The sequence below is a fragment of the Massilia sp. P1_C10 genome, assembly GCF_056406475.1.
On the sequence record NZ_JBFUAC010000002.1, the window covers coordinates 206,509 to 230,950 of the forward strand.

The window sequence follows — 24,442 nt, forward strand, 5'->3', positions numbered from 1 at the left end:
GCTTAGACCATTTTGCCTCCAGGCCTAGAACGGCGCAGCCCATCGACTCGGGTCCACGGCGTCGCCGTGATACGACGTGTACGCCACGCCTTGTTGGTCCAGCACCCGTTTGCACAGGTTGCAGCACGGCTTGGACACGCCCATGTCGATGCCGGCAAGCGCCACGCCCGCAGTCCGCAAGTGCTTCAGGATCTTCATCTCCGCGTGCAGGTTGGGCGTCGGATCCCATACGATTTTGTAGAGGGCGTTCGGCGTGCCGAGCTCCCGAAGCATTTCCATTGCATCGGAATCGATAATCACCAGGTTGTTGGCGGCGAGGTACCAGCGGTCTCCGACATAGGCGGCGGCAACGCAATCGAGCTGGATGTCGAGCTGGCGCATGCTGCGCTCTTTCAGCCAATGGGCCGCCGAGCCTTCGGCTTCCGTGTTGGAAACCGTAACGGTCTTTTCGGTGTCTTTTAACAGCGTATCGGCCCTGCGCTTCGGTTTCGGATCGTCTTTGTTGACGACGACGGTAAACGGTACGGTCCGTTGCGCCGGCTTGGTGATGTCATGGGCAATGTAGCTGGCCGAATGCGGCGCGCCCTCCACGCCAGCAACGCCGCAGCTCCACACGACAGCGAGCATGTAGCACGCCACCCGGTCCGCTTTGGCCAGGTCGCGGTCCTCGATCAGGCTGTCGTACCTCTCCTTGTGATAATTTAATCCGCCACGACTTACAGCGCGATAGGGAGGCGACATGATCTTTCCTTTCGGGATTCTGATTCGAGCCGAAGGTCAAGATTATTCTTAACAAAACCGCAAGTCCAATTGATTTTACCTTGACGAAGAAAAGCAACAGTCAACGCAATTGGACGCTGTCGTTCGCGCGAAGGGAGGGCTGTCGACCGGGTCAGATCGGGCGGATGGAGATGCTGCGCGCCACGCGGGCGCGCAACTGGCCACAGCCGCCATCGACGTCCTGCCCCGCCGAGTCGCGCAGCTTGGTCAGCACGCCGCGCTGGTGCAGCGCCGCGGCGATCGCTCTCGCCTTCTCCCAGCTGGGCCGCTTGAAGGCAAGATCGCGGATGGTGTTGTAGGGGATCATGTTGAGCACCGCGTGTTTGCCTTTCAGCAGTTCGACGATGCCGTCCATCTCGTCGTCGCCGTCATTGACGCCCTCTAACAGAGTCCACTGAAACTGCACCGGATAGCCGGTCTGGCGCGCATAGTGCTCGCCATGTTCGACCAGTTCGCGCGGCGTCAGCTTCGGCGCACGCGGCAGCAGCTGTTCGCGCAGCGCCGGCTTGGTGGTGTGAAGCGACAGCGCCAGCGCAGGCTTCACCGCCGATGCCGCCAGCCGCTCGAAGGCGCGCAGGTCGCCGACCGTCGAGAACACCAGGTTTTTGTGGCCGATGTTGGCCGAGGTGCCAAGCAGTTCGATCGCCGCCATCACGTTGTCGAGGTTGTGGGCCGGCTCGCCCATGCCCATGAAAACGACCTTCTTCACCGGCCGCTGGCGCCGCGCCAGCACCACCTGGGCGACGATCTCGCCGCTGGTCACCTGGCGGATCAGGCCGTCGCGCCCCGTCATGCAGAACTGGCAGCCGACCGCGCAGCCCACCTGGCTCGATACGCATACGCCGTCGCGCGGCAGCAGCACTGTTTCGACCGCCTGGCCGTCGGCGAGGCCGACCAGCAGGCGCGCGGATCCGTCCTCGCCGGGGTGGGTGCTGATCAGGCGCGCCATGCCGTGCAGTTCGGCGTCGAGCGCGGGCAGCGCCTCGCGTACCGGCTTGGGCAGGAAGTCCTGCGGGCGACGCCGGCCCTGGTCGTAGGGTTGGGCGCGCACCCAGTCGCGCAGGATGCGCTGTTCGTGCAGGGGTTGGGCGCCGAGGGCGCGCAGGCGGGCGCGGATTTGTTCGAGGTTCATTGGTTTCTTATTCCACGGCAGTGTGCCACTCGAGGCCATACGGCAAGGACCGCGGTCCGAATACAAAATGCAGCACGCGGCGCAGGCTTTGGCCGGACGCCTTCGACGACGCATGCAGCAGCAGTGGCTTGAGCACGAGTGCGCCGCCCTGCGGGACTTCGCACGACGTTTCACCGGATCGCTCGCGCGCGATCTGCGCTTGCGCGGCCGAGAGCCGTCCCGACGCCTGCGAACCCGGCACGACCCGCAGCGGCCCGTCGTCCGTTCCGCAGGCATCGATGTGCAGCCGTACCGCCACCAATTGATTCAACACCTCGTCCGGCGGCTGGACGAACAGGGTTCCGTCCTTTTCCGACCATCCGCTCAAATTTGCGTCATCTACCCGCTCGCGAACCGGGATGCTCAAGTCCTGGTGCATTGGCACGAGCCAGTTCTGTCCAGTCGATTTCTGAAAAAATGTGCATTGCACCGCGACCGGGTCGGGCGGCAACAGCGGCGCGATCAGCGAATGGGTCCGGATTCGGCGGGCGAGCTCCATGCACCAGGGCTGGTCCAACAGATCGCGGGCGCCGACGCTGTCGATCGCCCTCAGCTGAAGCGACGAATCGAGATCTTCAAACAAAGGCTCGATAATCGCGAATCCAAAATCGTTAAGGCGGGTGATTTCTGTAGGCATGCTGAAGATGGGGTCAGGTCCGCAGGACCAGACCCCGGCCGTTGGCGGCTCTATTTGACGGTGACTTTGATCGACTTGGCCAGCGGCGCGCCGTACGACTGGTGCGCGCCGTTGGCAAACTGCATGGTCAGCACGTAGTTCCCCGGCGGGAGCTTCACTTCAGCCTCGGTCTGGCCTTTGCCGAAATGGAGGTGATGCTCGTCGGTCGGCACCACATCGCCCGCCTTGACGTTGTCGGCGTTGATCAGCAGGTGGTGGTGACCGGTGTTCGACGCCATGTCGCCCGCCGGCCGCACTTCCATGCCCTTCACCGCGAACTTCACCTTGAACGGGCTGGTGACGGTGGCGCCGTCGGCCGGCTCGAGGAAGGAAACCGATGGCGTCTGCGCCGGCGCCAGGCCGGCGATTCCACTCATTGCAACGGCTACCGCCAACTGCTTGTACGGAATACGCATACCGATCTCCTTGTTCTTGAAGTGGACGAAATCGTCAGTCGTTCTTGATGACGATGCTAGGGAACTTGCTGGTCATGTCCTTGGCCTTCTCGGCGATCTTGATGGCGACCTTGCGCGCGATGTCCTTGTAGACCTGCGCGATCGGGCCATCCGGCTCGGCGACCACGGTCGGGCGCCCGGAATCGGTCTGCTCGCGGATCGCCATCGTCAGCGGCAAGGCGCCGAGGAATTCGACGCCGAAGTCACGGCACATCTTCTCGCCGCCGCCGTGGCCGAAGATCGCTTCGGTGTGGCCGCAGTTCGAGCAGATGTGGGTGCTCATGTTTTCCACCACGCCGAGGATCGGGATGCCGACTTTCTCGAACATCTTCAGGCCCTTGCGCGCGTCAAGCAGCGCGATGTCCTGCGGCGTGGTGACAATCACCGCGCCGGTGACCGGCACCTTCTGCGACAGCGTCAATTGGATGTCGCCGGTGCCCGGGGGCATATCGACCACCAGGTAATCGAGGTCGCGCCAGTTGGTCTGCTCGAGCAGCTGCTGCAGCGCCTGCGTGACCATCGGGCCGCGCCACACCATCGGCTCGTCCGGGTCGATCATGAAGCCGATCGACGACACCTGCAGGCCGTGGTTCTCCAGCGGCTCCATGGTCTTGCCGTCGGTGGTCTCGGGGCGGCCCGAGATCCCCAGCATCATCGGCTGCGACGGGCCGTAGATGTCGGCGTCCAGGATGCCGACCGATGCGCCTTCGGCGGCCAGCGCCAGCGCCAGGTTGACCGCGGTGGTCGACTTGCCCACGCCGCCCTTGCCCGAGGCGACGGCGATGATGTTCTTCACGTTCGGCATGATCTTCAGGCCGCGCTGCACCGTGTGCGAGATGATTTTCGAATAGACGCTGGCGCTGACCTTGCCGGCGCCGGGAATTGCCTGCAGCGCGCGCGTCACGTCGGCGCTGATGGCTGCTATTTGACTCTTGGCCGGGTAGCCGAGTTCGATGTCGAGGCTGATGTCGCCGCCTTCGACCTTGATGTTCTTGACCGATTTCGACGAAACGAAGTCTTTTTGCGTGTTCGGGTCGATGACCGCTGCCAGTGCCGCCTTGACGTCTTCTGCTGTGATGCTCATGAATGTCTCCAGATGTGATGCCGAAGTTTAGCGCAAAACGGGTGGCCCGACTTGCAGGAATGGCAAACCTGACTGCCCCGCCGTGCGCACCGGCCCCCGGCGCTGGTAAAATGCTTATTTTCATCTATCGATAAGCGTATTTCGACCATGACCCGCAAGCTGTTCGTCACCACCGCCCTGCCTTACGCCAACGCAGCCTTCCACATCGGCCACATGATGGAGTACATCCAGGCCGATATCTGGGTGCGCTTCCAGCGAATGCAACGCGATGGCGGCGCCGCGCGCGAGGTCCATTTCGTCTGCGCCGACGACACCCACGGCACGCCGATCATGATCGCGGCCGAAAAGGAAGGCATCACGCCGCAGGAGTTCGTCGCCAAGATCGCCGCCGGCCGCCAGCAGTACCTGGACGGCTTCCACATCGGCTTCGACAACTGGTACTCGACGGATTCGCCGGAAAACGTCGAACTGTCGCAGGGCATCTACCGCAAGCTGCGCGACGCCGGCCTGATCGTCACCAAGACCGTCGACCGCTTCTTCGACCCGGTCAAGGGCATGTTCCTGGCCGACCGCAACATCAAGGGCGAGTGCCCGAAGTGCGGCGCCAAGGACCAATACGGCGACAACTGCGAAGTGTGCGGCGCGGCCTACCAGCCGACCGAACTGGTGAATCCGTTCTCCGTGTTTACCAACGCGACGCCGATCCTGAAACCGTCGGAGCAGTACTTCTTCGCGCTGTCCGACCCGCGCTGCTACACCTTCCTCAAGGAGTGGCTGAACACGCCTGGCCGCCTGCAGCCGGAGATGGTCAACAAGGTCTCCGAGTGGCTCGGCGAAGCCGGCGAGAAGCTGGCCGACTGGGACATCTCGCGCGACGCGCCCTACTTCGGCATTCCGATCCCTGACGCGCCGGGCAAATTCTTCTACGTGTGGCTGGATGCGCCGGTCGGCTACCTGGCCAGCCTGAAGAACTACTGCGCAAAAAAAGGCATCGACTTCGACGCGCTGCTGAACGATCCGGGCACCGAGCAGGTGCACTTCATCGGCAAGGACATCGTCTCGTTCCACCTGCTGTTCTGGCCGGCGATGCTGAACTTCGCGCAGCACCCGATCATCGACAAGCTGAAGGTCAACGTGCACGGCCACCTGACCGTGAACAACGAGAAGATGTCGAAGTCGCGCGGCACCGGCATCTCGCCGCTGCGCTACCTGGACCTGAAGATGAACCCGGAGTGGCTGCGCTACTACATCGCGTTCAAGCTCAACGCGAAAGTGGAAGACCTCGACTTCAACGGCGACGACTTCGTGGCGCGCGTGAACAGCGACTTGATCGGCAAGTACATCAACATCGCCAGCCGCTGCGCCGGCTTCATCGCCAAGAAGTTCGACGGCAAGCTGGCGGCCGAACTGTCACCGACGGCAATGGGCTGGATTTCGAAGGCCCTGAGCGTGGACGGCGTCGAGCGCCAGGCGAACATCGCCGCCAATTTCGAGAACCGCGAGTTCGGCAAGGCGCTGCGCGAGATCATGGAGATCGCCGACATCACCAACCAGTACGTCGACGAAAACAAGCCGTGGATCCTGGCCAAAGACGCGGACAAAGCCGCGGAGCTGCATGACGTCTGCACCACCGCGCTGATCCTGTTCCGCCAGTTGACGATTCTGCTGTCGCCGGTGCTGCCGCAGATCGCGGCGCGCGTGGCCGAGATGCTGGGCGATGCGCAGCTGTCGTGGCAAGATACTCAGGGCGCGGCGGTGTACCAGCCGATGCTGGGCCGCACGATTGGCGCTTACAGCCACTTGATGCAGCGCGTCGATGCGAAGATGGTCGAGGATCTGTTCGACCGTCCGCCAGTCGCTGCCGCGGCTGCGGTCGCGGCGCCGGCAGAGGCGGGGTCAGGTCCGACGGACCTGACCCCAGGCATCGAAGAACTGGCCCCCGAAATCAAGATCGACGACTTCACCAGGATCGACCTGCGCATCGCGAAGATCGTCAACTGCGAGCAGGTCGACGGTTCCGACAAGCTGCTGCGACTGACGCTGGACGTGGGCGAAGGCCGCATGCGCAATGTTTTCTCGGGCATCAAGTCGGCGTATCAGCCGGAACAGCTGATCGGCAAGCTGACGGTGCTGGTGGCGAACCTGGCGCCGCGCAAGATGAAGTTCGGCGTCTCCGAAGGCATGGTGCTGTGCGCGTCGGCCGCGGACGAGAAAGCCGATCCGGGCCTGTACGTGCTGGAACCGTGGCCGGGCGCCAGGCCGGGCATGCGCATCCGCTGATCCGATGGGGTCAGGTCCGCCGGACCTGACCCCATTTTTTCGGTTCTTCGCCTACCGCGTCTTGTATTCCACCGCCATGTTGTCGTCGGTGATCCGCCACAGCCCCTGTTTCGCCAGATACTCGTCGCGGCGCGGCTGCAGCGGCATCGTCGCCAGCCGGTCCAGTTCCGCGCGATATCCGCTGAACAGACGCAGGTTCGCCCTTCTCTCCTCCACGCTCATGTCGAAAGGCGCATCGCTTGCCGCCACGAAAGTCAGGTACGTCGTCACGTGATTGAACACCGTGGCCGCCGTGTAGACCACGTCCAGCGATCCGGTCGCGTTGTAGTACACCACCCCGCCCGGCCTCAAGTGCCGCTTCGCCATCTCCAGGAATTCCGCCGACAGCAGATTGGTCGCATTGCTGCGCCAGTAATACGTGGTGTTCATGACGATGACGTCGAAGCGCTCGTCCGGATGGTTGCGCAGCCAGCGCCGGCCGTCGTCGATATGCACGCGCACTTTGGGATCGGCCAGCACGCTCGCGATCTGCGGATAATTTTCCATCACCGAGGTGTAGCCCTTGTTGATCTCGACGATCGTCAGCGACTTCACCGGCTCGTACGTGGAGATCACCTTGGCCTAAGAGCCGGTGCTCAGGCCGATCTCCAGCACGCGCTCCGGCTTGCGATGCAGGCTGGCGATCAGGTAGGCGCGGTCGATCAGATTGACGTTTAACAGGGGATCGAGGTTGTAGCGTCCATCGTAGATGCCGTGCCCGTACATGATGTCGGCGTCCTGATGATGGTCGACGGTGATGATGCCGCTGCGATTCTCAAGCCGGTGCACGAACGCCGGATGGCGCGGCTTGCCGAACTGCAGCCGCTCGAGATGGCCCTGGTACAGCCATCCATGCAGTCCGCCCGCGACGACGACCATCGCCGCCGCCAGCGCCGCGGCGCGCAGCTTCGATTCGCGCTCGATCGGCAGCGCAGCCAGCAAGGCCAGCAGCAGCGCCATGGTCAGCGCGCTCAGGATCGCGATGTTCGCTTCCAGCGTGAACAGGTCGAGCAGGATGAAGCCGGTCGCCAGCGGGCCGAACGTGGCGCCGACGATGTTGGCGAAGTACAGCCACGACACCGAGCGCGCCGCGTCGTCCGGCTCGCCCGGCACGCCCAGGTGCATCAGCATCGGCAGGATGCCGCCGGTGAAGAACGCGACCGCGGCGATGGCAAGGTAGGCGACCATGGCGCCGGCGTCCTTGGCCACCCACGCCGACGTCGCCGCAACCCCCGGCAGCGCGAGGTAGAACACGACGATCGCGCAAAACAGCGCGCGCACCAGGTAGGACACCGGCCGGCCATCGGGCAGGCACGCGCGGCGCGAATGCAGGGAGCCGGCGCCGATCCCGGCCAGGAACGCGGCCAGCATCAGCCCGAACACCTGCGGCCGGTTCGCCGTCATGAAGCCGAGCATGCGGAACCACAGGATTTCCTGGCTGAGGGAGATGAAGCCGATCGCCAGCAGGATCGCGCACACCAGCGGGTATGGCAGCAGCGCCGGGCGCGCCGGCTCGGGCTCCGGCAGATCGTCGCCGATGACGCCGGCGCGCGCGATGCGGCGGCTGGCCTCGTAGATCAGCGCCGCAGTGGCGAAATTGCAACATGCGGCGACCAGCACCGCGCCGTGCTGGCCAGTGAAGCGAAACAGCACCTGCACCGTGAACCACGCCGCCAGCGCCGAGCCGAAGGTGTTGAACGCGTACAGCAGGCCGACCGACTGGCCGACGTTGCGCAGGTAGCCCTGCAGCCAGGCCACCAGCACCGGCAGGGTCGCGCCCATCATCAGCGTCGGCAGCGCGAGGATCAGGTAAACCCACAGCACCAGCGCGCCGGTCGAGGTGTCGCCGGCGGCCTCGCTGACCAGGCGGATCAGCGCCAGGCTGGCCAAGCCGTACAGGCCGATCACCACTTCCAGCGCGAGGAACAGGCGCAGCAGGTGGCGCGGGAAGTGCCGCTGCAGCCAGCCGCCGGCCAGCGCGCCCACGCCCAGGCCGAACATGAAGACCGAGACGATCACCGTCACCGATTCGCTGTTGATGCCGAAGGTGGCGAACAGCGTGCGCTGCCAGACCACCTGGTAGATCAGCGCCGAGAATCCGGACACCAGGAACAGCAATGCGATGTAGCGGGAAGTCGGCGGCGCGCGCATTCTTGCCTTTCGATCAAGTTTTCTCATTCGATGATAACGCAGCATCGGGGTCACGTCCCTGACCGAACCCCCGACTCAGCCCCGGGAACTGGTTTGACAGCGGCGACGGGGTTTATAATGTGCAGTTGATGAGAAATCCGCGCCATGACGCGCCCACATTTGAAAAGCGACACCCGACATGACTGAACTGACCTCTTTACGGCATATCCCGCAAGCCAACCTGTTTCGCAAAGGCGACGTGTTCGTCCTGTTCGGCGAACTGTTCGGCCGCGGCTACGCCAATGGCCTGATCGATGAAGCGCGCAAGGCGGGCATGACCATCGTCGGCATCACCGTCGGCCGCCGCGACGAGAACAACGCGCTGCGCGCGCTCAACGCGGAAGAGCTGGCCGAAGCCGAAGCCAAGCTGGGCGGGCGCATCATCAACGAGCCGATGATGGCCGGCTTCGACCTGGACGCCCCCGAAGGCGAGCAGAACCCGACCGAGATGCTGTCCGGGATCACGCTGAAGAGCTGGCAGGAAGACAAGCTGGACTGGGACAAGATCGAGGCATGCCGCCAGGCCGGCGTGCAGCGCTTCTCGGCCTCGGCGGCAATCGTCATGGCCGAGATCGACAAGCTGGTGCCGGACGGCGCCAATGTGTTCTTCGCCCACACCATGGCCGGCGGCATCCCGAAGATCAAGGCTTTCCTGGCCATCGCCAACCGCATCTACAAGGGCCGCGGCGAGCGCTTCATGTCCTCGCGCGCCCTGCTCGACAGCGACCTGGGCAAGCTGATCCTGATGAACTTCGACGAAGTCACCGCCAACACGCTGCAGCACCTGATCACCGCCAGCGCGGCGATCCGCGAGCGCGTGACGAAGGCCGGCGGCGAAGTGCGCTACAGCGCCTACGGCTACCACGGCACCGAGATCCTGATCGGCGGCGAGTACCAGTGGCAGACCTACACCAACTACACCCAGGGCTACGCCAAGATGCGCCTGGAAAGCGTGGCCGAGGCGGCCTGGAAACAGGGCATCGCCGCGACCGTGTTCAACTGCCCGGAAATCCGCACCAACTCGTCCGACATCTTCGTCGGCGTCGAGCTGTCGCTGTTCCCGCTGCTGAACGCGCTGAAGAAGGAAGGCGGCGGCGCCTGGGTCGACGAGCAGTGGGCGATTTGCCAGGCGCTGCTGGAAGACGGCGTGTCGCTGCAGTCGATCCTCGACACCATCGAGGCCTACAACCAGGACGCCACCAGCGCCACCTTCCGCAACTTCGAAGCCTGGCCGATGGACAACACGCCGGCGCTGGCCGACGTGATGATCGGCACCTCGGAAGACATCACCAAGCTGCACAAGGACCGCAAGGAACTGATCACCGATCACCTGTCGAGCCTGGTGCTCGAAGGCACCGGCCCGCTGATGTTCCATGCGGCCGCCGAAAAGATCGCGCCGGTGCTGTGGCTCAACCACGACATCATCGCGCGCGAGCTGAACGCGCTGCACAAGTAATCCCGTTTTCCCCGGCGCCGCGCGCCGGGGTCCTGCTCGCGGTAGAATACCGTGTCCGCAACACACTTGCCTAATATGAAACTCTCCAAACAACACGACCGCTACGAATCCGAGCACACCCTGTTCATCAAGAAGCTGAAGGAAGCCAACCCGGAAATCGAAGTGGGCCAGCGCGAAGGCCGCGCCCTGCTGTGGGAAAAGGCGCCGACCGCGCTGTCCGAGCAGCAGCGCAATGCCGACTCGCGCGTCAAGCAGCAAGCCTACGTGTACCAGAACAAGCTGTAAGCGAAGCCATGTTGCCAGACGAGGGGACGGCGCTGTTGGCCGAACCCGGCGCCGATGCAGTGCCCGACGTTGCCGCCACGGCGCGCCTGTACGGCGAGCCGCTGCTGCGCATGCCGACGGACCTGTACATCCCGCCCGACGCGCTGGAAATCTTCCTCGACGCCTTCGAAGGTCCGCTCGACCTGCTGCTGTACCTGATCCGCAAGCAGAACTTCAACATCCTCGACATCCCGATGGCGCAGGTCACCCTGCAGTACCTGAAGTATGTCGACCAGATCCGCCTGCACAACCTCGAGCTGGCGGCCGAGTACCTGTTGATGGCGGCGATGCTCATCGAGATCAAATCGCGCATGCTGCTGCCGCAGCGCCATCACGACCTCGAGGCCGAGCACGACGACCCGCGCGCCGAACTGGTGCGGCGCCTGCTCGAGTACGAGCAGATCAAGCTGGCCGCCTACGACATCAACGCCCTGCCCCAGCTCGACCGGGACTTTGCGCGTCCCGAGCTGTTCATCGAGCAGAGCAACGTGCCGGTGTTCCCGCAGGTCGAGGCGAGCGATTTGCAGCGCGCCTGGCTCGACGTGCTGCGCCGCGCCAAGCTCACCCAGCATCACAAGATCAGCCGCCAGGAGCTGTCGGTACGCGAGCACATGTCGGCGATTTTGCGCCAGCTGCAGGCATCGCGCTTCGTCGAATTCGCCGACCTGTTTTCCGGCCAGGCCGGCGTGCCGATCGTCGTCGTGCATTTCGTCGCCATGCTCGAACTGGCCAAGGAAACGCTGATCGAAATCACCCAGGCCGAGCCGTTCGCGCCGATCTACGTACGGCTGGCCTATTCGCCGGCGTGACGCCGGCATTACCACTATCATTGAATCACCATGAAAATTATCTCGTCCATCGAAGAATTGCGCGACCAGCTGAGCGGGCAATTGCGCACCGCGTTCGTGCCAACCATGGGCAACCTGCATGAAGGGCACCTGTCGCTGATGCGCCTGGCGCGCAAGCACGGCGACCCGGTGGTCGCGTCGATCTTCGTCAACCGCCTGCAGTTCGGGCCGAACGAGGACTTCGAAAAATATCCGCGCACGTTCCAGAGCGATGTCGAGAAGCTGGAAAAGGAAGGCGTCTACGTGCTGTTCGCGCCGACCGAGAAGGACCTGTACCCGGAGCCCCAGGAGTTTCGCGTGCGTCCGCCGGACGACCTGGGCAACACGCTCGAAGGCGAGTTCCGGCCGGGCTTTTTCAGCGGCGTGACCACCGTGGTGCTGAAGCTGTTCTCGTGCGTGCGCCCGCGCGTGGCGGTGTTCGGCAAGAAGGACTACCAGCAGCTGATGATCGTGCGGAACATGAGCCGCCAGTTCGCGCTGCCGACCGAGATCATCGCGGCCGAAACCTATCGCGCCGAGGACGGGCTGGCGCTGTCGTCGCGCAATATGTACCTGTCGGAACTGGAGCGGGCCGAGGCGCCGTCGCTGTACCAGGCGCTGAATATGGTGGCGGGCGAAGTGCGTGCCGGCCACCTCGACATCTTCTCGCTCGAGCGCCACGCGATGGACTCGCTGGCGCAGCGCGGCTGGGCGCCGGATTACATCTCGGTGCGCAAGCGTTCGGACTTGCAGGTGCCGTCGGCCGGCGACCTGGCGCAGGGTGCGCCGCTGGTGGTGCTGGCCGCGGCCAAGCTGGGCACGACGCGCCTGATCGACAACCTCGAGATCTAGGCTTCTGCGCTTAGGGTCTGACGGGGACGCCTGGTCCTGTGGGTCAGACCCAAGTATCCTGCTGGCTGACGTACCAACCGGCTGATACTTCGTCAGCCGGTTTTTCCGGATCGACCGGATTTATGGCTGTCCCGACCGCCAGAAGGCGTCGGCAAGGGCTCGCCAGCATCGATTCCCAGCAAATACAGCGAGCGCTCCAGTCGGTCCATTTCATTTTCAAAATGGAGCGTACCGGGAACACCATTCATGATGATGGTGCTGCCATTTGTCAACCGCATCGCAAACAGCGCACGATGCAACGAGTCGATCAAGACCGCGTCCCGCACCGCACCTGCAAGATAGTCCTTTATCTCCATATGATCTCCCGTTGCCTCCGAACCTAGGGGTCGATGTCCCAATCCGCGAGCGGAGCCAGCTTGACGACGTGTCCGCGCTCCGCCATCGCCAATTCGAAATCGGTCCGCCTTCGTTGCGCGTCATGGTACAAGACGCGCGCGGCGACCGTGGATGGCACTTTGTGTGTCAGGTAAAGAAGTCTTGCGGCGCTGTCGCCAAGGGAAAATCTGCAAACCACGCCAGTATCCACAAGCAAAGCCAAGGGCCGATTGCGGGCGTCGCGCCGTTCAGGCTGTTCGTGCGGGGCCATTCGCGCACCTCCCAAAAAAGGAAAAAATGACAACGAAATTTGATAGTTAGTATAGATCGGATCGCTACCCAAGGCGCATACCCAATCAACATAATTTGGCTGATGTGAAATTTTCGCGACGCACTCGGTGTTGGCGGTACCGCCCAATCAAACGAATTCGAGACGATCTCAGCACCGCTGAAGGGTACGTTCCAAAAAGCAACAAATGTGCGGATTGCTTCCAATTGTCCAGGACAATCCTAGCGTTGACATATGTTGCCTGTTATCATCCCACATGCTTCTTCGATTCCCGCGTGCAGTATTAACTCATTGAGAGGGGCAGTAATGACGATCAACCAGCTCGTTTATATTAGTCAGTCCGTGCGTAAAATGTCCGGTGAGGAGCTTAACGCCATCCAGCGCACCTCGAAGGAAAATAACCAGAAAATCGATGTAACCGGAAGCCTGTTCTACAACGGCGGATGGTTTTTACAGGTGCTCGAAGGGCCGATCCAAACCATTACAGATCTCTATCACAAGATCGAAGGAGATCCACGTCACAAGCACTCCCGCCTCCTCTACAATGAACCGGCCAAGTTCCGTACTTTCACGCGTTGGAGCATGAACATGACCAACCTGGACGATCGGCAGGCGGACAAATACGAGGACTTGATCGAGGTGATTGACGCTGCGAAGAATGACCGCAAAATTGGAGCGGCCTCCCCTGCAGTGACCTTGCTTAAAATTTTCAATGGCTGATCCGACAGGCTATCGATCGTCAGACGCGTAAAAAAACCGGGAAATTACCCGGTTTTTTTGTTTGCCGCCTGGAGCCTCGTGCGACTGCCGCGTCCCGCCGGTCAGCCTGCCATGTGCGATCTCAGGTCGTGACGTTCTGCGCCCACGCCAGCGCCGACAGGTGCGCCTTGTTCACTTCCAGCGGGCTGATCCCCAGCGACTGGGCCAGCGACGCCACCAGGTGCGAATTGAGCTCGCACGCCTCGGCCAGCGCCAGGTACGGCCCGTACATGCCGCCGCGCGTCAGCAGCGCGCGCACCACTTCGTCCGGCAGCTGGATGGTGTCGAGCACTTCCTTCATCGGCAGGCCCAACAGGCGATCGAGCAGCGAGAACATGCCCGCCACAAAGAGGTTCTCGCCTTCGCCGCGCGGCAGGAAACGCGCGCCCAGCAGTTCGGCCAGGCGGCCGCGCACCACCGCCGTTTCCATCAGCACCGGCGAATAGCCGCTGGTGCTGGCGGTGGCCAGCAGCAAGGTCAGCCAGCGATACAGCGGCGCATAGCCGAGCAAGGTGATGGCTTGGCGCAGCGACTGGATCTCGCGCCCGCTGCCGAAGCCGGCCGAGTTGATGAAGCGCAGCAGCTTGTACGACAGCGCCGGATCGCGCTTGAGCACGCTTTCGATCTTCGGGATGTCTTCGTTGGCCGTGACCATCTGCATCAGCTGCAGGATGATCTGCTGCGCCGGGTTCATGCCCTTGACCGGATTGCCCGGCCGCGGCGTCAGGTGAAGCTTGCCGACGAAGGCGTCGAGCCCAAGCGCGGCGCAGGCGTCGAAGTCGGTCCAGGTCGACACCGGCCGCCCCACCATGCGCACGGTCGACTGCTTGACCGCGGCGTAAGCGCGCGCCTGGCTGGCGACGTCGCCGCCGGAAAATTTCACTTCGATATAAGAGGCGCTCTGCCCGAGGTTCTTGCCCAGGTGTCCCAGGTCGCCGCGCAGCGAGATGCCGACCCCGCCCGCGCGCAAGCCCTGCACCGCCGCCAGCACGTCGGCGTCGGCCATGTCGGCCGCCTTCATCGTCAGCACCGTGCGCTCCGGCGGCATCGCGTGCAGCGCGTCGGTCGACAGCATCGGCGGCACCGCGTCGAGGAACAGCACCTTGTCGCGCAGCAGCCAGCCGGTTTCTTCGTCGTTGACGTTCTCCGCCACGAAGCCGATCAGCGCTTCGAGCGCCTCGTCCGTCACCGGCTGGCTGTCGTCCTGCCGCCACGACAGCTCGTATCCGATCACCCGCTGCTTCGGATCGAGCAGCGGTTCGCGCACAATGAAATTAGTCTGATGCATGGAGAGATCGCTTCGGTGTTGCTACTGCGGGGAGAAAATTCAGAAGCCCAGGCTGTCGAGCAGGTCGTCGACCTGGCCCTGGTTGGCTACCACTTCGCTGTTGCCGGCCGGGTTGATCTGCGGCCCGTTCAGCAGGCTGTTGTCGAACTCGCGCTTGACCTCGGCCGGCGCGAAATCGACCAGCATCTGCACCAGCTGCTGTTCGAGGTTCTGCGCGATCGTCGTGACCTTGCCGATCACCTGGCCCGTCAAGTCCTGGAAGTCCTGGGCCATCATGATGTCCATCAGGTAGGCCTTGGTGTCGACCGTGGCGCCGCGGGTGGCGTCGAGCGTCATGATGGTGCGCTCGGCCAGCGCGCGCCAGTCGGCGTCGGACGTCTCCGGCGCGTCGAGCAGCTTGTCCCACGCCGCCGACAGCTGCTGCGCGTCGGTGTCGATGCGGTCCTGCAGCGGACTGGCCGCGTCGGTTGCATTGAGCACCTTCTGCGCCGCCTGCTCGGACATGCGCGCCACGTAGTCGAGGCGGTCGCGCGCATCCGGGATGTCGCTGGCGGCTTTTTCGATCAGCTTGTCGAGCCCCAGCCCGCGCAGGCTGTCGTGCAGCGTGCGCGTCATGTGGCCGATGCGGCTCAACACTTCTTCGTGCGAATCGCTCCCCGCCGGCGCGGCCGTGTCGGCCATGCCGGCGGCGTTGTGCTCACCCATTTCAGGCTCCGGCTTTTTCGAGTTTCTCGAAAATTTTGTTCAGCTTTTCATCCAGCGTGGCGGCCGTGAACGGCTTGACCACGTAGCCGTTGGCGCCGGCCTGGGCCGCCGCGATGATGTTTTCCTTCTTCGCTTCGGCCGTCACCATCAGCACCGGCAGCTTGGCCAGGCTCGGGTCGGCGCGGATGTTCTGCAGCATCGTCAGGCCGTCCATGTTCGGCATGTTCCAGTCGGACACGACGAAATCGAAGGGCTCGCTGCGCAGCTTGGCCAGGGCCATCACGCCGTCTTCGGCTTCGTCGACGTTTGCGTAACCCAGTTCCTTCAACAGATTCCGGACAATGCGACGCATCGTCGAGAAATCGTCAACAACTAAAAAACGCATTTTTGGGTCAGCCATGAATTACTCCGTTGATTCTTTAATCTGGTTATCAGCACACTTCTTCACACGGAGAAGCAGCCTAAAGGATAGCATTTTTGTTGCCGTACGGCGATAAAACTCACAAGGAAAGCGGATATATCCGGTCAGACGCGCAACGAGCGTCCGCCTTGCGTTGCTAAATGATTCAGGACTTTACCTGGAAGCTCGGTCAGCGCCGCCACTTCGTGGGTGGCGCCCACCGCGATCGCTTCGCGCGGCATGCCGAACACGACACAAGAAGCTTCATCCTGCGCGAAATTATACGCGCCCGCATTTTTCATCTCGAGCATCCCGAGCGCGCCGTCTTTGCCCATGCCGGTCAGGATCACGCCGACCGCGTTCTTGCCGGCCGCCGTCGCCGCGGAGCGAAACAGCACGTCCACCGACGGCCGGTGCCGGTTGACCGGGTCGTTCTGGTCGATCCGCGTCATGTAGTTGGCGCCCGAACGCACCAGGGTCAGGTGCGAGTGGCCCGGCGCGATGTAGGCGTGGCCGGGCAGCACCCGCTCGTCGCCTTGCGCTTCGCGCACGCTGATCTTGCACAAGGCGTCGAGGCGGCGCGCGAACGAGGTGGTAAAACCTTCCGGCATGTGCTGGGCGATCAGGATGCCCGGGCAGTCCGACGGCATCTGCGTGAGGAACTCGCGGATCGCCTCGGTGCCGCCGGTCGACGCGCCGATGATGATCAGCTTTTCCGACGAAATGAGCGGATTGCGCAGCTGCTGCAGCGCCTCGCCCGGCTTGGCCTGGGCCAGCGTGCGCGCCTTGACGCGGGCGCGCGCGGCGGCGCGGATCTTGTCGGAGATCAGTTCGGTGTATTCGCGCATGCCGCTCTGGATCGAGATTTTCGGCTTGGTGACGAAGTCCACCGCGCCCAGTTCCAGCGCGCGCATGGTGATTTCGGAGCCGCGCTCGGTCAGCGAGGACACCATCAGCACCGGCATCGGGCGCAGGCGCATCAGCTTTTCGAGAAAATCGAGGCCGTCCATCTTGGGCATCTCGACGTCGAGCGTGAGCACGTCCGGGTTGGTCTGCTTGATCAGCTCGCGCGCGACCAGCGGATCGGGGGCGACGCCGACCACTTCCATGTCCGGCTGGCTGGAAATGATCTCGCTCATGACGCTGCGAATCAGCGCCGAGTCGTCCACGATCAGTACTTTGATCTTCATGGGCATTGCCTTCACGTTCAAAACAGGTCGATCTCGCCACCGACGGGCGCGACCTTGAGGCGGCCGGCGTATTCCTGCTCGCGCCGCGCCAGCGTATCGTTATGAGTCTGCATCAGTTTCTTGACCAGCACCTTGCCCGTGCGCGGGAAGAAATACACCTTGCGCGGGTAAATATCGTTCAGATCCTCGGCCAGCACCCGGATCTTCTCCATTTTCAGGTAGTTGATCACGAACGAGGCGTTGCGCTCGCCGACGTTGATCGCCGTGAAGCCCTTGAGCACGGCGCCGCCGCCGAACACTTTCGCTTCGAGGTTCTCGCGCCGCGCGCCGGACTTGAGCAGTTCGTTGATCAGCACCTCCATCGCGTAGGTCCCATAGCGCATCGAGGCCGACACCGGGCTGTTGGCGTCGCTGCCGCCGCCGTCCGGCAGCATGAAGTGGTTCATGCCGCCCAGGCCGGTGACGCGGTCGCGGATGCAGGCCGACACGCACGAACCGAGCACCGTCACGATCAGCATGTCCTTGCCGGTGTGGTAGTACTCGCCAGGCAAAATCTTGGCCGCGTCGCAATCGAACGTCCGGTCGTAATAGACGTTGGTGGCAAATTGTTCTTTTGAATCCATGATCGCTTCTTTCGTGCGGGCTAGCTGGCGCCGGCACGGCCTTCTTCGAGTTCATACACCGTCTTGCCGCGCAACTTGAGCGCTTCCGAGACGTACAGAAAGTTTTCCGAGTGGCCCGCAAACAGCAATGCGTGCGGCTTCATCAGCGGTACAAAACGCGCCAGGATCTTGCGCTGGGTCGCCTTGTCGAAATAGATCATCACGTTGCGGCAGAAAATCACGTCGAACTGCCCGGTCAGCGGCCAGCCGTCGGCCAGCAGGTTGAGCGGCTTGAACGTGACCAGCTGGCGCAGCTCCGGGCGCACGCGCACCAGGCCTTCCTGCTCGCCTTTTCCGCGCAGGAAAAAGCGCTTGGCGCGCTCGGCCGGCATCTTGTCGAGCCGCTCGATGCCGTAGACGCCCTTGGCGGCGACCGCCAGCACGTTGGTGTCGATGTCGGTGGCGATGATCTGCACCGGCGGGCTCAGGCTGTTGAACGCCTCGCAGGCGGTCATCGCGATCGAATACGGTTCCTCGCCCGTCGAGCTGGCAGAACACCAGATGGTGATCGGGCCCGGCGGCAGCCGTTTCAGGTGCTCGGCCAGCAGCGGGAAATGGTGGGCTTCGCGGAAAAACGAGGTCAGGTTGGTGGTCAGCGCGTTGGTGAACGACTCCCATTCCTCGCCCAGCCGGCCGGCCTCCAGTTCGTCGAGGTAGGTCGCGAACGAGACCAGGCCGGTCGCCCGAAGGCGCCGCGCGATGCGGCTGTAGACCATTTCCTGCTTGCTGTCGGCCAGCGAGATGCCGGCACGCTTGTAGATCAGCGCGCGGACTCTTTCGAAATCACTGCGGGTGAAATCGAATTCCTTGGCGGACTCTACTTTATTTTGCAACACGGTGCTTCACCTTCCAGGGTCATGCCAGTCGAGCCGCTGACTTCCAGCCCGTCGTTCCTGCGTAGGGGGGGCGCCTGGCCGCAGGAACGACAAGCGGTTTTATTACGCGGCGATCTTTTCGATCAGGCCCATCTCGCCCGACGACATCAGCTTGTCGATGTCGACCAGGATCAGCATGCGCTCGTCGACGGTGCCCAGGCCGATCAGGTAGTCCGAGTTGAACGCGGTGCCCATTTCCGGCGCCGGCTTGACCTGGTCCGGCGACAGGGTCGTCACGTCGGAGACCGAATCGACCACCATGCCCATGATGCGGCCGCCGATGTTGAGGATGATGACGACCGTGAACTGGTCGTACACCGGGGTGCCCAGGTTGAACTTGATGCGCATGTCGACGACCGGGATGATGATGCCGCGCAGGTTGATCACGCCCTTGATGAACTCGGGCGCGTTGGCGATGCGGGTGACCGCTTCGTAACCGCGGATCTCCTGCACCTTCAGGATATCGATGCCGTATTCCTCGGAACCGAGGGTGAAGGCGAGGAACTCGCTGCCTGCGCCGTCATGTGCGTCGGCCTTGTTGGTGATGGATGTCATCGACATGGTGGTTTCCTATCTGGTGTAGAGCGAAAAAAACGTGAATGAAATGAGACTAATTATGAAAACACGGCGTCGTCGGCCAGCTGGCGCGACGACCGCATCAGCGCCGCGACATCCAGGATCAGCGACACGCCGCCGTCGCCGAGGATGGTGGCGCCGGAAATCCCGGTCACCTTGCGGTAATTCGATTCGAGGTTCTTGACCACGACCTGCTGCTGCCCGACCAGTTCGTCGACGAACAGCGCGGCCTTGCGCCCGTCCGACTCCAGGATCACGACGATCCCTTCGCTCGGGTTGGTGAAGCGCGGCGTGATCTCGAACATCTGGTGCAGCGGCACCAGCGGCAGGTACTCGCCGCGCACCTTCAGCACCCGGCCGCGGTTGGCGATTTCCTTGATGTCTTCCGGCGCCGGCTGCAGCGACTCGACCACGAAGCCGAGCGGCAGGATGTACACTTCCTCGCCGCAGCGGATCGACATGCCGTCCAAAATGGCCAGCGTCAGCGGCAGCGAGATCGACATCGTGGTGCCGAAGCCGCGCGCCGAGCGGATGTCGACCGTGCCGCCCATCGCGGCGATGTTGCGCTTGACGACATCCATGCCGACGCCGCGGCCCGACACGTCGGTCACCGTTTCGGCGGTCGAGAAGCCCGGCGCGAAAATCAGCTGCCAGACGTCGGAGTCGCTCATGTTCTCGGTGACCGGGATGCCGTTCTGCTGCGCCTTCTCGAGGATGCGCTCGCGATTCAGCCCGCCGCCGTCGTCGGACACTTCGATGACGATGTTGCCGCCCTGGTGGGCAGCCGACAGGAACAGGCGGCCGGTCTCGGTCTTGCCGGCGGCGATACGCGCGGCCGGCATCTCGATGCCGTGGTCGATCGAGTTGCGCACCAGGTGCGTGAGCGGATCGACGATGCGCTCGATCAGGCCCTTGTCCAATTCGGTTGCGGCGCCGCTGGTGATGAAGTCGACCTTCTTGCCCAATTTGGCGGCCAGGTCGCGCACCATGCGCGGGAAGCGCGAGAACACGAAGTCCATCGGCATCATCCGGATCGACATCACCGCTTCCTGCAGGTCGCGGGTGTTGCGGGTCAGCTGGCTGACGCTATTGAGCAGGCGCTCGTGCACCATCGGATCGAGTCCGTCGCTGCGCTGCTCGATCATCGCCTGGGTGATCACCAGTTCGCCGATCAGGTTGATCAACTGGTCGACCTTCTCGATCGACACGCGGATCGACGACGACTCGGCGCCGGGTGCCCCGCTCTTGTCATTTTTTGCGGCCTTCTTCTCGGCCGCCACTTCGCTGATCTCGAGCGCTTCCGGGCGCTGCGACGACGGCAAAGGATTGCTTTCCTGCGCCGGCGCCGATGCGGCGGCGTTGGCGCGAATCTGTTCGATCGGCTGGAAGAAGCCGTAGCCGCGCTCGTCGTCCGACAGCTCCGGCTCGGCCGCCGCTTCGTCGTCGGCGTCGAGCGGGTCGAAGAAGCCGTAGCCCAGCTCCTTTTCCACCTTGGCGCGTTCGGCGTTCTCGATCTTGCGCTGCTCCGGCGTCAGCGCCGGCGCTTCAAATATTTTCAGGTCGTCGGGATTGAGCACGAACGAGCAGATGGCGACGATGTCTTCCAGGCTTTCGTGGGTGGTGAGGATCAGCGCGTGGCGCCCGCCCTCGATCGGCGCGACCGTGATGCGGCCCAGCAGGCCCAGTTCGGCGGCCAGCGCGTTGACGTCGCGCTGCTCGCAGACCGGCAGTTCGACCTTGTAGCGGCGCCCGCCCGGCGCGGTGCTGGCTTTCGCTTCGGTTTGCACGAAGGCCGGCGCCACGGCGGGCGTCGCCAGCGGCACCACGTCCTGCGACAGCTCCTGCAGCATCATGCGCACGTCGGCCACGGCGTCCTGGTCGACGGCGGCGCCGTTGCGGTGACCGTCCAGCTGCATCTTCAGGATGTCCTTGGCGGCCAGGAAGGCGTCGACGTGGATGGCGGTCAGCGCCATCTCGCCCTTGCGGATGCGGTCGAGCAGCGACTCGAGGATGTGGGTGACCTCGGACATGTCGTTCAGGCCGAACGTCGACGCGCCGCCCTTGATCGAATGGGCGGTACGGAAGATCGCGTTCAGGTGCTCGGCGTCCGGCGCGTCGATGTCGACGGCCAGCAGCAGGCGCTCTTTTTCGGCCAGCAGTTCTTCGGCTTCATCGAAGAAGACCTGGAAGAACTGACTGATGTCGATGGTCATGGTGAAACTCCGTGATGCGTCATGCTATACCCCTGTTGCCGGTCGCGGCCCTTAGCCGATGACCTTCTTCACGACTTCGATCAGGCGCTGCGGATCGAACGGCTTGACCAGCCAGCCGTTGGCGCCGGCCGCGCGGCCCTTCGACTTCATTTCGTCGGACGATTCGGTGGTGAGCATCAGGATCGGCGTCTTCTGGTACGCCGGCAGCGCGCGCAGCAGCTTGATCAGCTCGAGGCCGTCCATGCGCGGCATGTTCTGGTCGGTCAGCACCAGGTCGACCGCCTGCAGCTTGGCTTTCTCGAGCCCGTCCTGGCCGTCGACCGCCTCGACCACCTGGTAGCCGGCCGCCTTCAGACTGAACGCCACCATTTGGCGCAACGAGCTCGAATCGTCGACTGCGAGAATTGTTTTGGCCATTTTCTGCTCCTGCTTTTTTAAGTCTGGTTAGTGTGATTGGGGGGCGAGCTTAAAACAGCTCGATGTCGCCGCTTTCGAGATGCTGCTGTTCGACCGACTTGCGCAAGGTGCTGCGCAGCTCGAGCGACTGGATCGCCAGCGCCATGCTGACCTGGCCAAGCAGTTCGACGATTTCGTCGCTGCCGGTTTCGGCCTCGATGCGCGCGCCGTGCTCGCCCACCGTGCCGAGAAAGGCGCGCAGTCCGGTCACCCGTTTCAGCGTGCGGTCGATCAGCTGGCTCGTCATGTCCTGGAACTGCATGCTGGTGATCGCGCTGTTGACGTGGATGCCGATCTCGCCGGACATGCCGCGCATGCGGTCGATCTCTTCTTCGCTCGGGGTGCCGCCGTTGAGCATCAGGTTGATGCTGTCCTGGCGCGCGCCGACCGTCTTGTGGATCGCCATGAAACTGCGCGTGAGCTTTTCCACCGCTTCTTCGAGCAGCAATTCGGTTTGCACCAGGTCGGTCTCGACTTCGGTCAGGTGGCGCCGGCCGTGGTCGGACACGCCCGACAGCAGGCGCTTGACGTGCGAGCCGAGGATTTTCTGGCGGTGCGTCATTTTGCGCCCGCCGCTGGTGATGGCACGGGCGCGGCGGCTTCGGCCGGGGCCGGCGTCTGCTGCGACGCGTTGTCGCTCATGACCATCTCTTCGGTTCTCTTGTTCATGACGATGATGCTGATGCGGCGATTGATCGGATTGAAGGGATCCTTGCGGTCCAGGTTGGCGGCCGATGCGAGGCCGACGACGCGCAGGATCTTGCTCTCGGCCATGCCACCGATGATCAGCTCACGGCGCGACGCGTTGGCGCGCTCGGTGGACAGTTCCCAGTTGCTATAGCCGATGTCCGACAGGTAGGGGGTCGAATCGGTGTGGCCTGACAGGCCGATGCGGTTCGGCACCTCGTTGAGGACGATGCCGATGACGTGCAGAATTTCACGAGTGTAAGGCTGCAGTTCGGCTTTCGCCAGCGCAAACATCGGCCGGTTCTGTTCATCGACGATCTGGATGCGCAATCCCTCGCTGGTGATGTCCAGCAACAACTGATTCTTGTATTTCTTCAGCAGCGGGTTCGCTTCGATGGTCGCCTCGATCTTGGCCTTGAGCTGTTTCAGGCGCATGCCCTCCTCGCGCTCGAGCGCTTCCTTGGCCGCCTTCAGGTCGTAGGTCTTCTTGGTCGCCGGGATCTCGCCCTTCTTGATCTGGCCGTCGCGCCGGGTCAGGTCGCGTCCGCCGCCCTGGATCACCGACGAGCTGTCGCCCGAGCCGGAGCCGCCCGACATCGCCACCTTCAGCGGCGTCTTGAAGAAGTCGGAGATGCCGTTCAGGTCGCCCTTGGTGGTCGAGCCCAGCAGCCACATCAGCAGGAAGAAGGCCATCATCGCCGTCACGAAGTCGGCGTAGGCGATCTTCCACGCGCCGCCGTGATGGCCGCCCGCGGTCTTCTTGATGCGCTTGACGATAATCGGCCTCAAGCCCTCATCGGCCATGGTCGCTCCGGTGATCAGTGTTCATGTGGGCCATGGCAATTACTTCGCTTTTGCTTTCTTGATGTGGTCTTCCAGCTCGGCAAACGTCGGGCGCTCGGTCGAGTACAGCACCTTGCGGCCGAATTCGACCGCCAGCGCAGGCGCGTAGCCGTTCAGGCTGGCCAGCAGCGTGACTTTGACGCACTGGAACATCTTGGTCGACTCTTCCAGCTTCTGCTCGAGCAGGCTGGCCAGCGGGCCGACGAAGCCGTATGCCAGCAGGATGCCGAGGAAGGTGCCGACCAGCGCGTGCGCGATCAGGATGCCCAGCTCGGCCGGCGGGATACCCACCGACTCCATCGTGTGCACCACGCCCATCACCGCGGCGACGATGCCGAACGCCGGCAGGCCGTCGCCCAGCTTGGCGATGCAGTGGGCCGGCACGGCGCCCTCGTGGTGATGGGTCTCGATTTCGTTGTCCATCAGGTTTTCGATCTGGAAGGCGTCCATGTTGCCCGACACCATCAGGCGCAGGTAATCGGTCATGAACTCGACGATGTGGTGGTCGGCCAGCACCCCCGGGTACTTGGAAAACAGCGGGCTCTCTTCCGGCTTGTCGATGTCGCCTTCGATCGACATCAGGCCTTCCTTGCGCACCTTCGACAGGATCTCGAACAGGAGCGACATCATCTCCATGTACAGTTCCTTGGTGTGGCGCGAACCCTTGAACAGGGTTGGCAGGGCCGCGATCGTCGCCTTGATCGCCTTGCCGTTGTTACCTACCAGGAATGCACCCACCGCCGCGCCGCCGATCATGAGCAACTCGAGCGGCTGGAACAGCGCCGCCAGGTGGCCCTTGTTGAGCACGAATCCGCCGAACACCGAGGCGCAGACGACGATATAACCAATGATGACTAACAAGAGCGCTGACTCCCAAGGTGCACCGCGCGGCGGGGGCCGGGGTGTTCAAGTTGATAATTACGGTGCCGAATATGGCAAGGGCGCCAACATCGCAGTCCGGCGCCCCACCAAAAAATTGTTCTAGGGAAC

Annotated in this window: 26 protein-coding genes; 6 read left to right on the top strand and 20 right to left on the bottom strand. The window is 63.3% G+C overall.

What is annotated here, in order from left to right; all coding sequences use genetic code 11:
* Positions 1 to 24: 24 nt before the first annotated feature.
* The 5 genes from AC1D02_RS05120 to apbC form a co-directional block, all read right to left on the bottom strand.
* Positions 25 to 741: a hypothetical protein gene (locus tag AC1D02_RS05120; protein ID WP_477314375.1), complete on the bottom strand. Its 717-nt coding sequence runs from the start codon at positions 739 to 741 to the stop codon at positions 25 to 27.
* A 151-nt stretch (positions 742 to 892) separates the two neighbouring features.
* Positions 893 to 1,912, bottom strand: a complete 1,020-nt coding sequence (locus tag AC1D02_RS05125; protein ID WP_477314377.1) for an RNA methyltransferase — start codon at positions 1,910 to 1,912, stop codon at positions 893 to 895.
* Positions 1,913 to 1,919: 7 nt separating this feature from the next.
* Positions 1,920 to 2,588 (bottom strand): phytanoyl-CoA dioxygenase family protein, encoded by a 669-nt coding sequence (locus tag AC1D02_RS05130; RefSeq protein WP_477314379.1) that lies wholly within the window; start codon positions 2,586 to 2,588, stop codon positions 1,920 to 1,922.
* A gap of 50 nt (positions 2,589 to 2,638) precedes the next feature.
* The gene (locus tag AC1D02_RS05135; RefSeq protein WP_477314381.1) at positions 2,639 to 3,043 is read right to left on the bottom strand and encodes a DUF4399 domain-containing protein; all 405 of its coding nucleotides are present in this window, start codon (positions 3,041 to 3,043) and stop codon (positions 2,639 to 2,641) included.
* A 34-nt stretch (positions 3,044 to 3,077) separates the two neighbouring features.
* Positions 3,078 to 4,166, bottom strand: a complete 1,089-nt coding sequence (gene apbC / locus AC1D02_RS05140; RefSeq protein WP_477314383.1) for an iron-sulfur cluster carrier protein ApbC — start codon at positions 4,164 to 4,166, stop codon at positions 3,078 to 3,080.
* 147 nt (positions 4,167 to 4,313) lie between these two features.
* On the opposite strand from apbC, the gene metG reads away from it, so the two are divergent.
* Positions 4,314 to 6,446, top strand: a complete 2,133-nt coding sequence (gene metG / locus AC1D02_RS05145) for a methionine--tRNA ligase (RefSeq protein ID WP_477314385.1) — start codon at positions 4,314 to 4,316, stop codon at positions 6,444 to 6,446.
* Between the two features lie 51 nt (positions 6,447 to 6,497).
* Here metG and AC1D02_RS05150 read toward each other — a convergent pair whose 3' ends face one another.
* Positions 6,498 to 7,061, bottom strand: a complete 564-nt coding sequence (locus AC1D02_RS05150; RefSeq protein WP_477314387.1) for a spermidine synthase — start codon at positions 7,059 to 7,061, stop codon at positions 6,498 to 6,500.
* A gap of 6 nt (positions 7,062 to 7,067) precedes the next feature.
* A complete protein-coding gene (locus AC1D02_RS05155) occupies positions 7,068 to 8,636 on the bottom strand; it encodes a spermidine synthase family protein (RefSeq protein ID WP_477314389.1) in 1,569 nt (522 codons plus the stop codon).
* Between the two features lie 178 nt (positions 8,637 to 8,814).
* Between AC1D02_RS05155 and AC1D02_RS05160 the strand changes: the two genes are divergently transcribed.
* The 4 genes from AC1D02_RS05160 to panC all read left to right on the top strand — a co-directional run bounded on the left by AC1D02_RS05160 (position 8,815) and on the right by panC (position 12,134).
* Positions 8,815 to 10,131 (top strand): enoyl ACP reductase FabMG family protein, encoded by a 1,317-nt coding sequence (locus tag AC1D02_RS05160; RefSeq protein ID WP_477314391.1) that lies wholly within the window; start codon positions 8,815 to 8,817, stop codon positions 10,129 to 10,131.
* 75 nt (positions 10,132 to 10,206) lie between these two features.
* On the top strand, positions 10,207 to 10,416 hold the full coding sequence (locus AC1D02_RS05165; protein ID WP_477314393.1) for a DUF3460 family protein: 210 nt from the start codon (positions 10,207 to 10,209) through the stop codon (positions 10,414 to 10,416).
* An 8-nt stretch (positions 10,417 to 10,424) separates the two neighbouring features.
* Positions 10,425 to 11,264, top strand: coding sequence for a segregation and condensation protein A (locus AC1D02_RS05170; protein WP_477314395.1), 840 nt, complete (start codon positions 10,425 to 10,427; stop codon positions 11,262 to 11,264).
* Between the two features lie 30 nt (positions 11,265 to 11,294).
* Positions 11,295 to 12,134 carry a pantoate--beta-alanine ligase gene (gene panC, locus AC1D02_RS05175; RefSeq protein ID WP_477314397.1) on the top strand — a complete coding sequence of 280 codons (840 nt, stop codon included), beginning with the start codon at positions 11,295 to 11,297 and terminating at the stop codon, positions 12,132 to 12,134.
* A gap of 92 nt (positions 12,135 to 12,226) precedes the next feature.
* On the opposite strand, the gene AC1D02_RS05180 is transcribed toward panC, so the two are convergent.
* A complete protein-coding gene (locus tag AC1D02_RS05180) occupies positions 12,227 to 12,490 on the bottom strand; it encodes a hypothetical protein (protein ID WP_477314399.1) in 264 nt (87 codons plus the stop codon).
* Between the two features lie 614 nt (positions 12,491 to 13,104).
* On the opposite strand from AC1D02_RS05180, the gene AC1D02_RS05185 reads away from it, so the two are divergent.
* Positions 13,105 to 13,518, top strand: a complete 414-nt coding sequence (locus AC1D02_RS05185) for a BLUF domain-containing protein (RefSeq protein WP_477314401.1) — start codon at positions 13,105 to 13,107, stop codon at positions 13,516 to 13,518.
* Between the two features lie 121 nt (positions 13,519 to 13,639).
* Here AC1D02_RS05185 and AC1D02_RS05190 read toward each other — a convergent pair whose 3' ends face one another.
* From AC1D02_RS05190 to motA, 12 genes are all read right to left on the bottom strand, one after another.
* A complete protein-coding gene (locus AC1D02_RS05190) occupies positions 13,640 to 14,845 on the bottom strand; it encodes an EAL and HDOD domain-containing protein (protein ID WP_477314403.1) in 1,206 nt (401 codons plus the stop codon).
* A gap of 39 nt (positions 14,846 to 14,884) precedes the next feature.
* Positions 14,885 to 15,550 carry a protein phosphatase CheZ gene (gene cheZ / locus AC1D02_RS05195; protein ID WP_477314405.1) on the bottom strand — a complete coding sequence of 222 codons (666 nt, stop codon included), beginning with the start codon at positions 15,548 to 15,550 and terminating at the stop codon, positions 14,885 to 14,887.
* Between the two features lies 1 nt (position 15,551).
* Complete coding sequence (gene cheY / locus AC1D02_RS05200; protein WP_477314407.1) at positions 15,552 to 15,950, bottom strand: chemotaxis response regulator CheY; 399 nt, start codon at positions 15,948 to 15,950, stop codon at positions 15,552 to 15,554.
* A 125-nt stretch (positions 15,951 to 16,075) separates the two neighbouring features.
* Positions 16,076 to 17,140 carry a protein-glutamate methylesterase/protein-glutamine glutaminase gene (locus AC1D02_RS05205; protein ID WP_477314409.1) on the bottom strand — a complete coding sequence of 355 codons (1,065 nt, stop codon included), beginning with the start codon at positions 17,138 to 17,140 and terminating at the stop codon, positions 16,076 to 16,078.
* A gap of 17 nt (positions 17,141 to 17,157) precedes the next feature.
* Positions 17,158 to 17,763: a chemoreceptor glutamine deamidase CheD gene (gene cheD, locus AC1D02_RS05210; RefSeq protein WP_477314411.1), complete on the bottom strand. Its 606-nt coding sequence runs from the start codon at positions 17,761 to 17,763 to the stop codon at positions 17,158 to 17,160.
* A gap of 20 nt (positions 17,764 to 17,783) precedes the next feature.
* Positions 17,784 to 18,638: a CheR family methyltransferase gene (locus AC1D02_RS05215; RefSeq protein ID WP_477314413.1), complete on the bottom strand. Its 855-nt coding sequence runs from the start codon at positions 18,636 to 18,638 to the stop codon at positions 17,784 to 17,786.
* Positions 18,639 to 18,740: 102 nt separating this feature from the next.
* Positions 18,741 to 19,238, bottom strand: a complete 498-nt coding sequence (locus AC1D02_RS05220) for a chemotaxis protein CheW (RefSeq protein WP_477314415.1) — start codon at positions 19,236 to 19,238, stop codon at positions 18,741 to 18,743.
* Positions 19,239 to 19,291: 53 nt separating this feature from the next.
* Positions 19,292 to 21,466 carry a chemotaxis protein CheA gene (gene cheA / locus AC1D02_RS05225; protein WP_477314417.1) on the bottom strand — a complete coding sequence of 725 codons (2,175 nt, stop codon included), beginning with the start codon at positions 21,464 to 21,466 and terminating at the stop codon, positions 19,292 to 19,294.
* Between the two features lie 51 nt (positions 21,467 to 21,517).
* Complete coding sequence (locus AC1D02_RS05230) at positions 21,518 to 21,883, bottom strand: response regulator (protein ID WP_477314419.1); 366 nt, start codon at positions 21,881 to 21,883, stop codon at positions 21,518 to 21,520.
* A 49-nt stretch (positions 21,884 to 21,932) separates the two neighbouring features.
* A complete protein-coding gene (locus tag AC1D02_RS05235; RefSeq protein ID WP_477314421.1) occupies positions 21,933 to 22,484 on the bottom strand; it encodes a chemotaxis protein in 552 nt (183 codons plus the stop codon).
* Positions 22,481 to 23,413 (bottom strand): flagellar motor protein MotB, encoded by a 933-nt coding sequence (gene motB / locus AC1D02_RS05240; protein WP_477314423.1) that lies wholly within the window; start codon positions 23,411 to 23,413, stop codon positions 22,481 to 22,483. Before motB ends, AC1D02_RS05235 begins: the two co-directional genes overlap by 4 nt.
* 39 nt (positions 23,414 to 23,452) lie before the next feature.
* A complete protein-coding gene (motA, locus tag AC1D02_RS05245) occupies positions 23,453 to 24,313 on the bottom strand; it encodes a flagellar motor stator protein MotA (protein ID WP_477314425.1) in 861 nt (286 codons plus the stop codon).
* Positions 24,314 to 24,442: the final 129 nt, after the last annotated feature.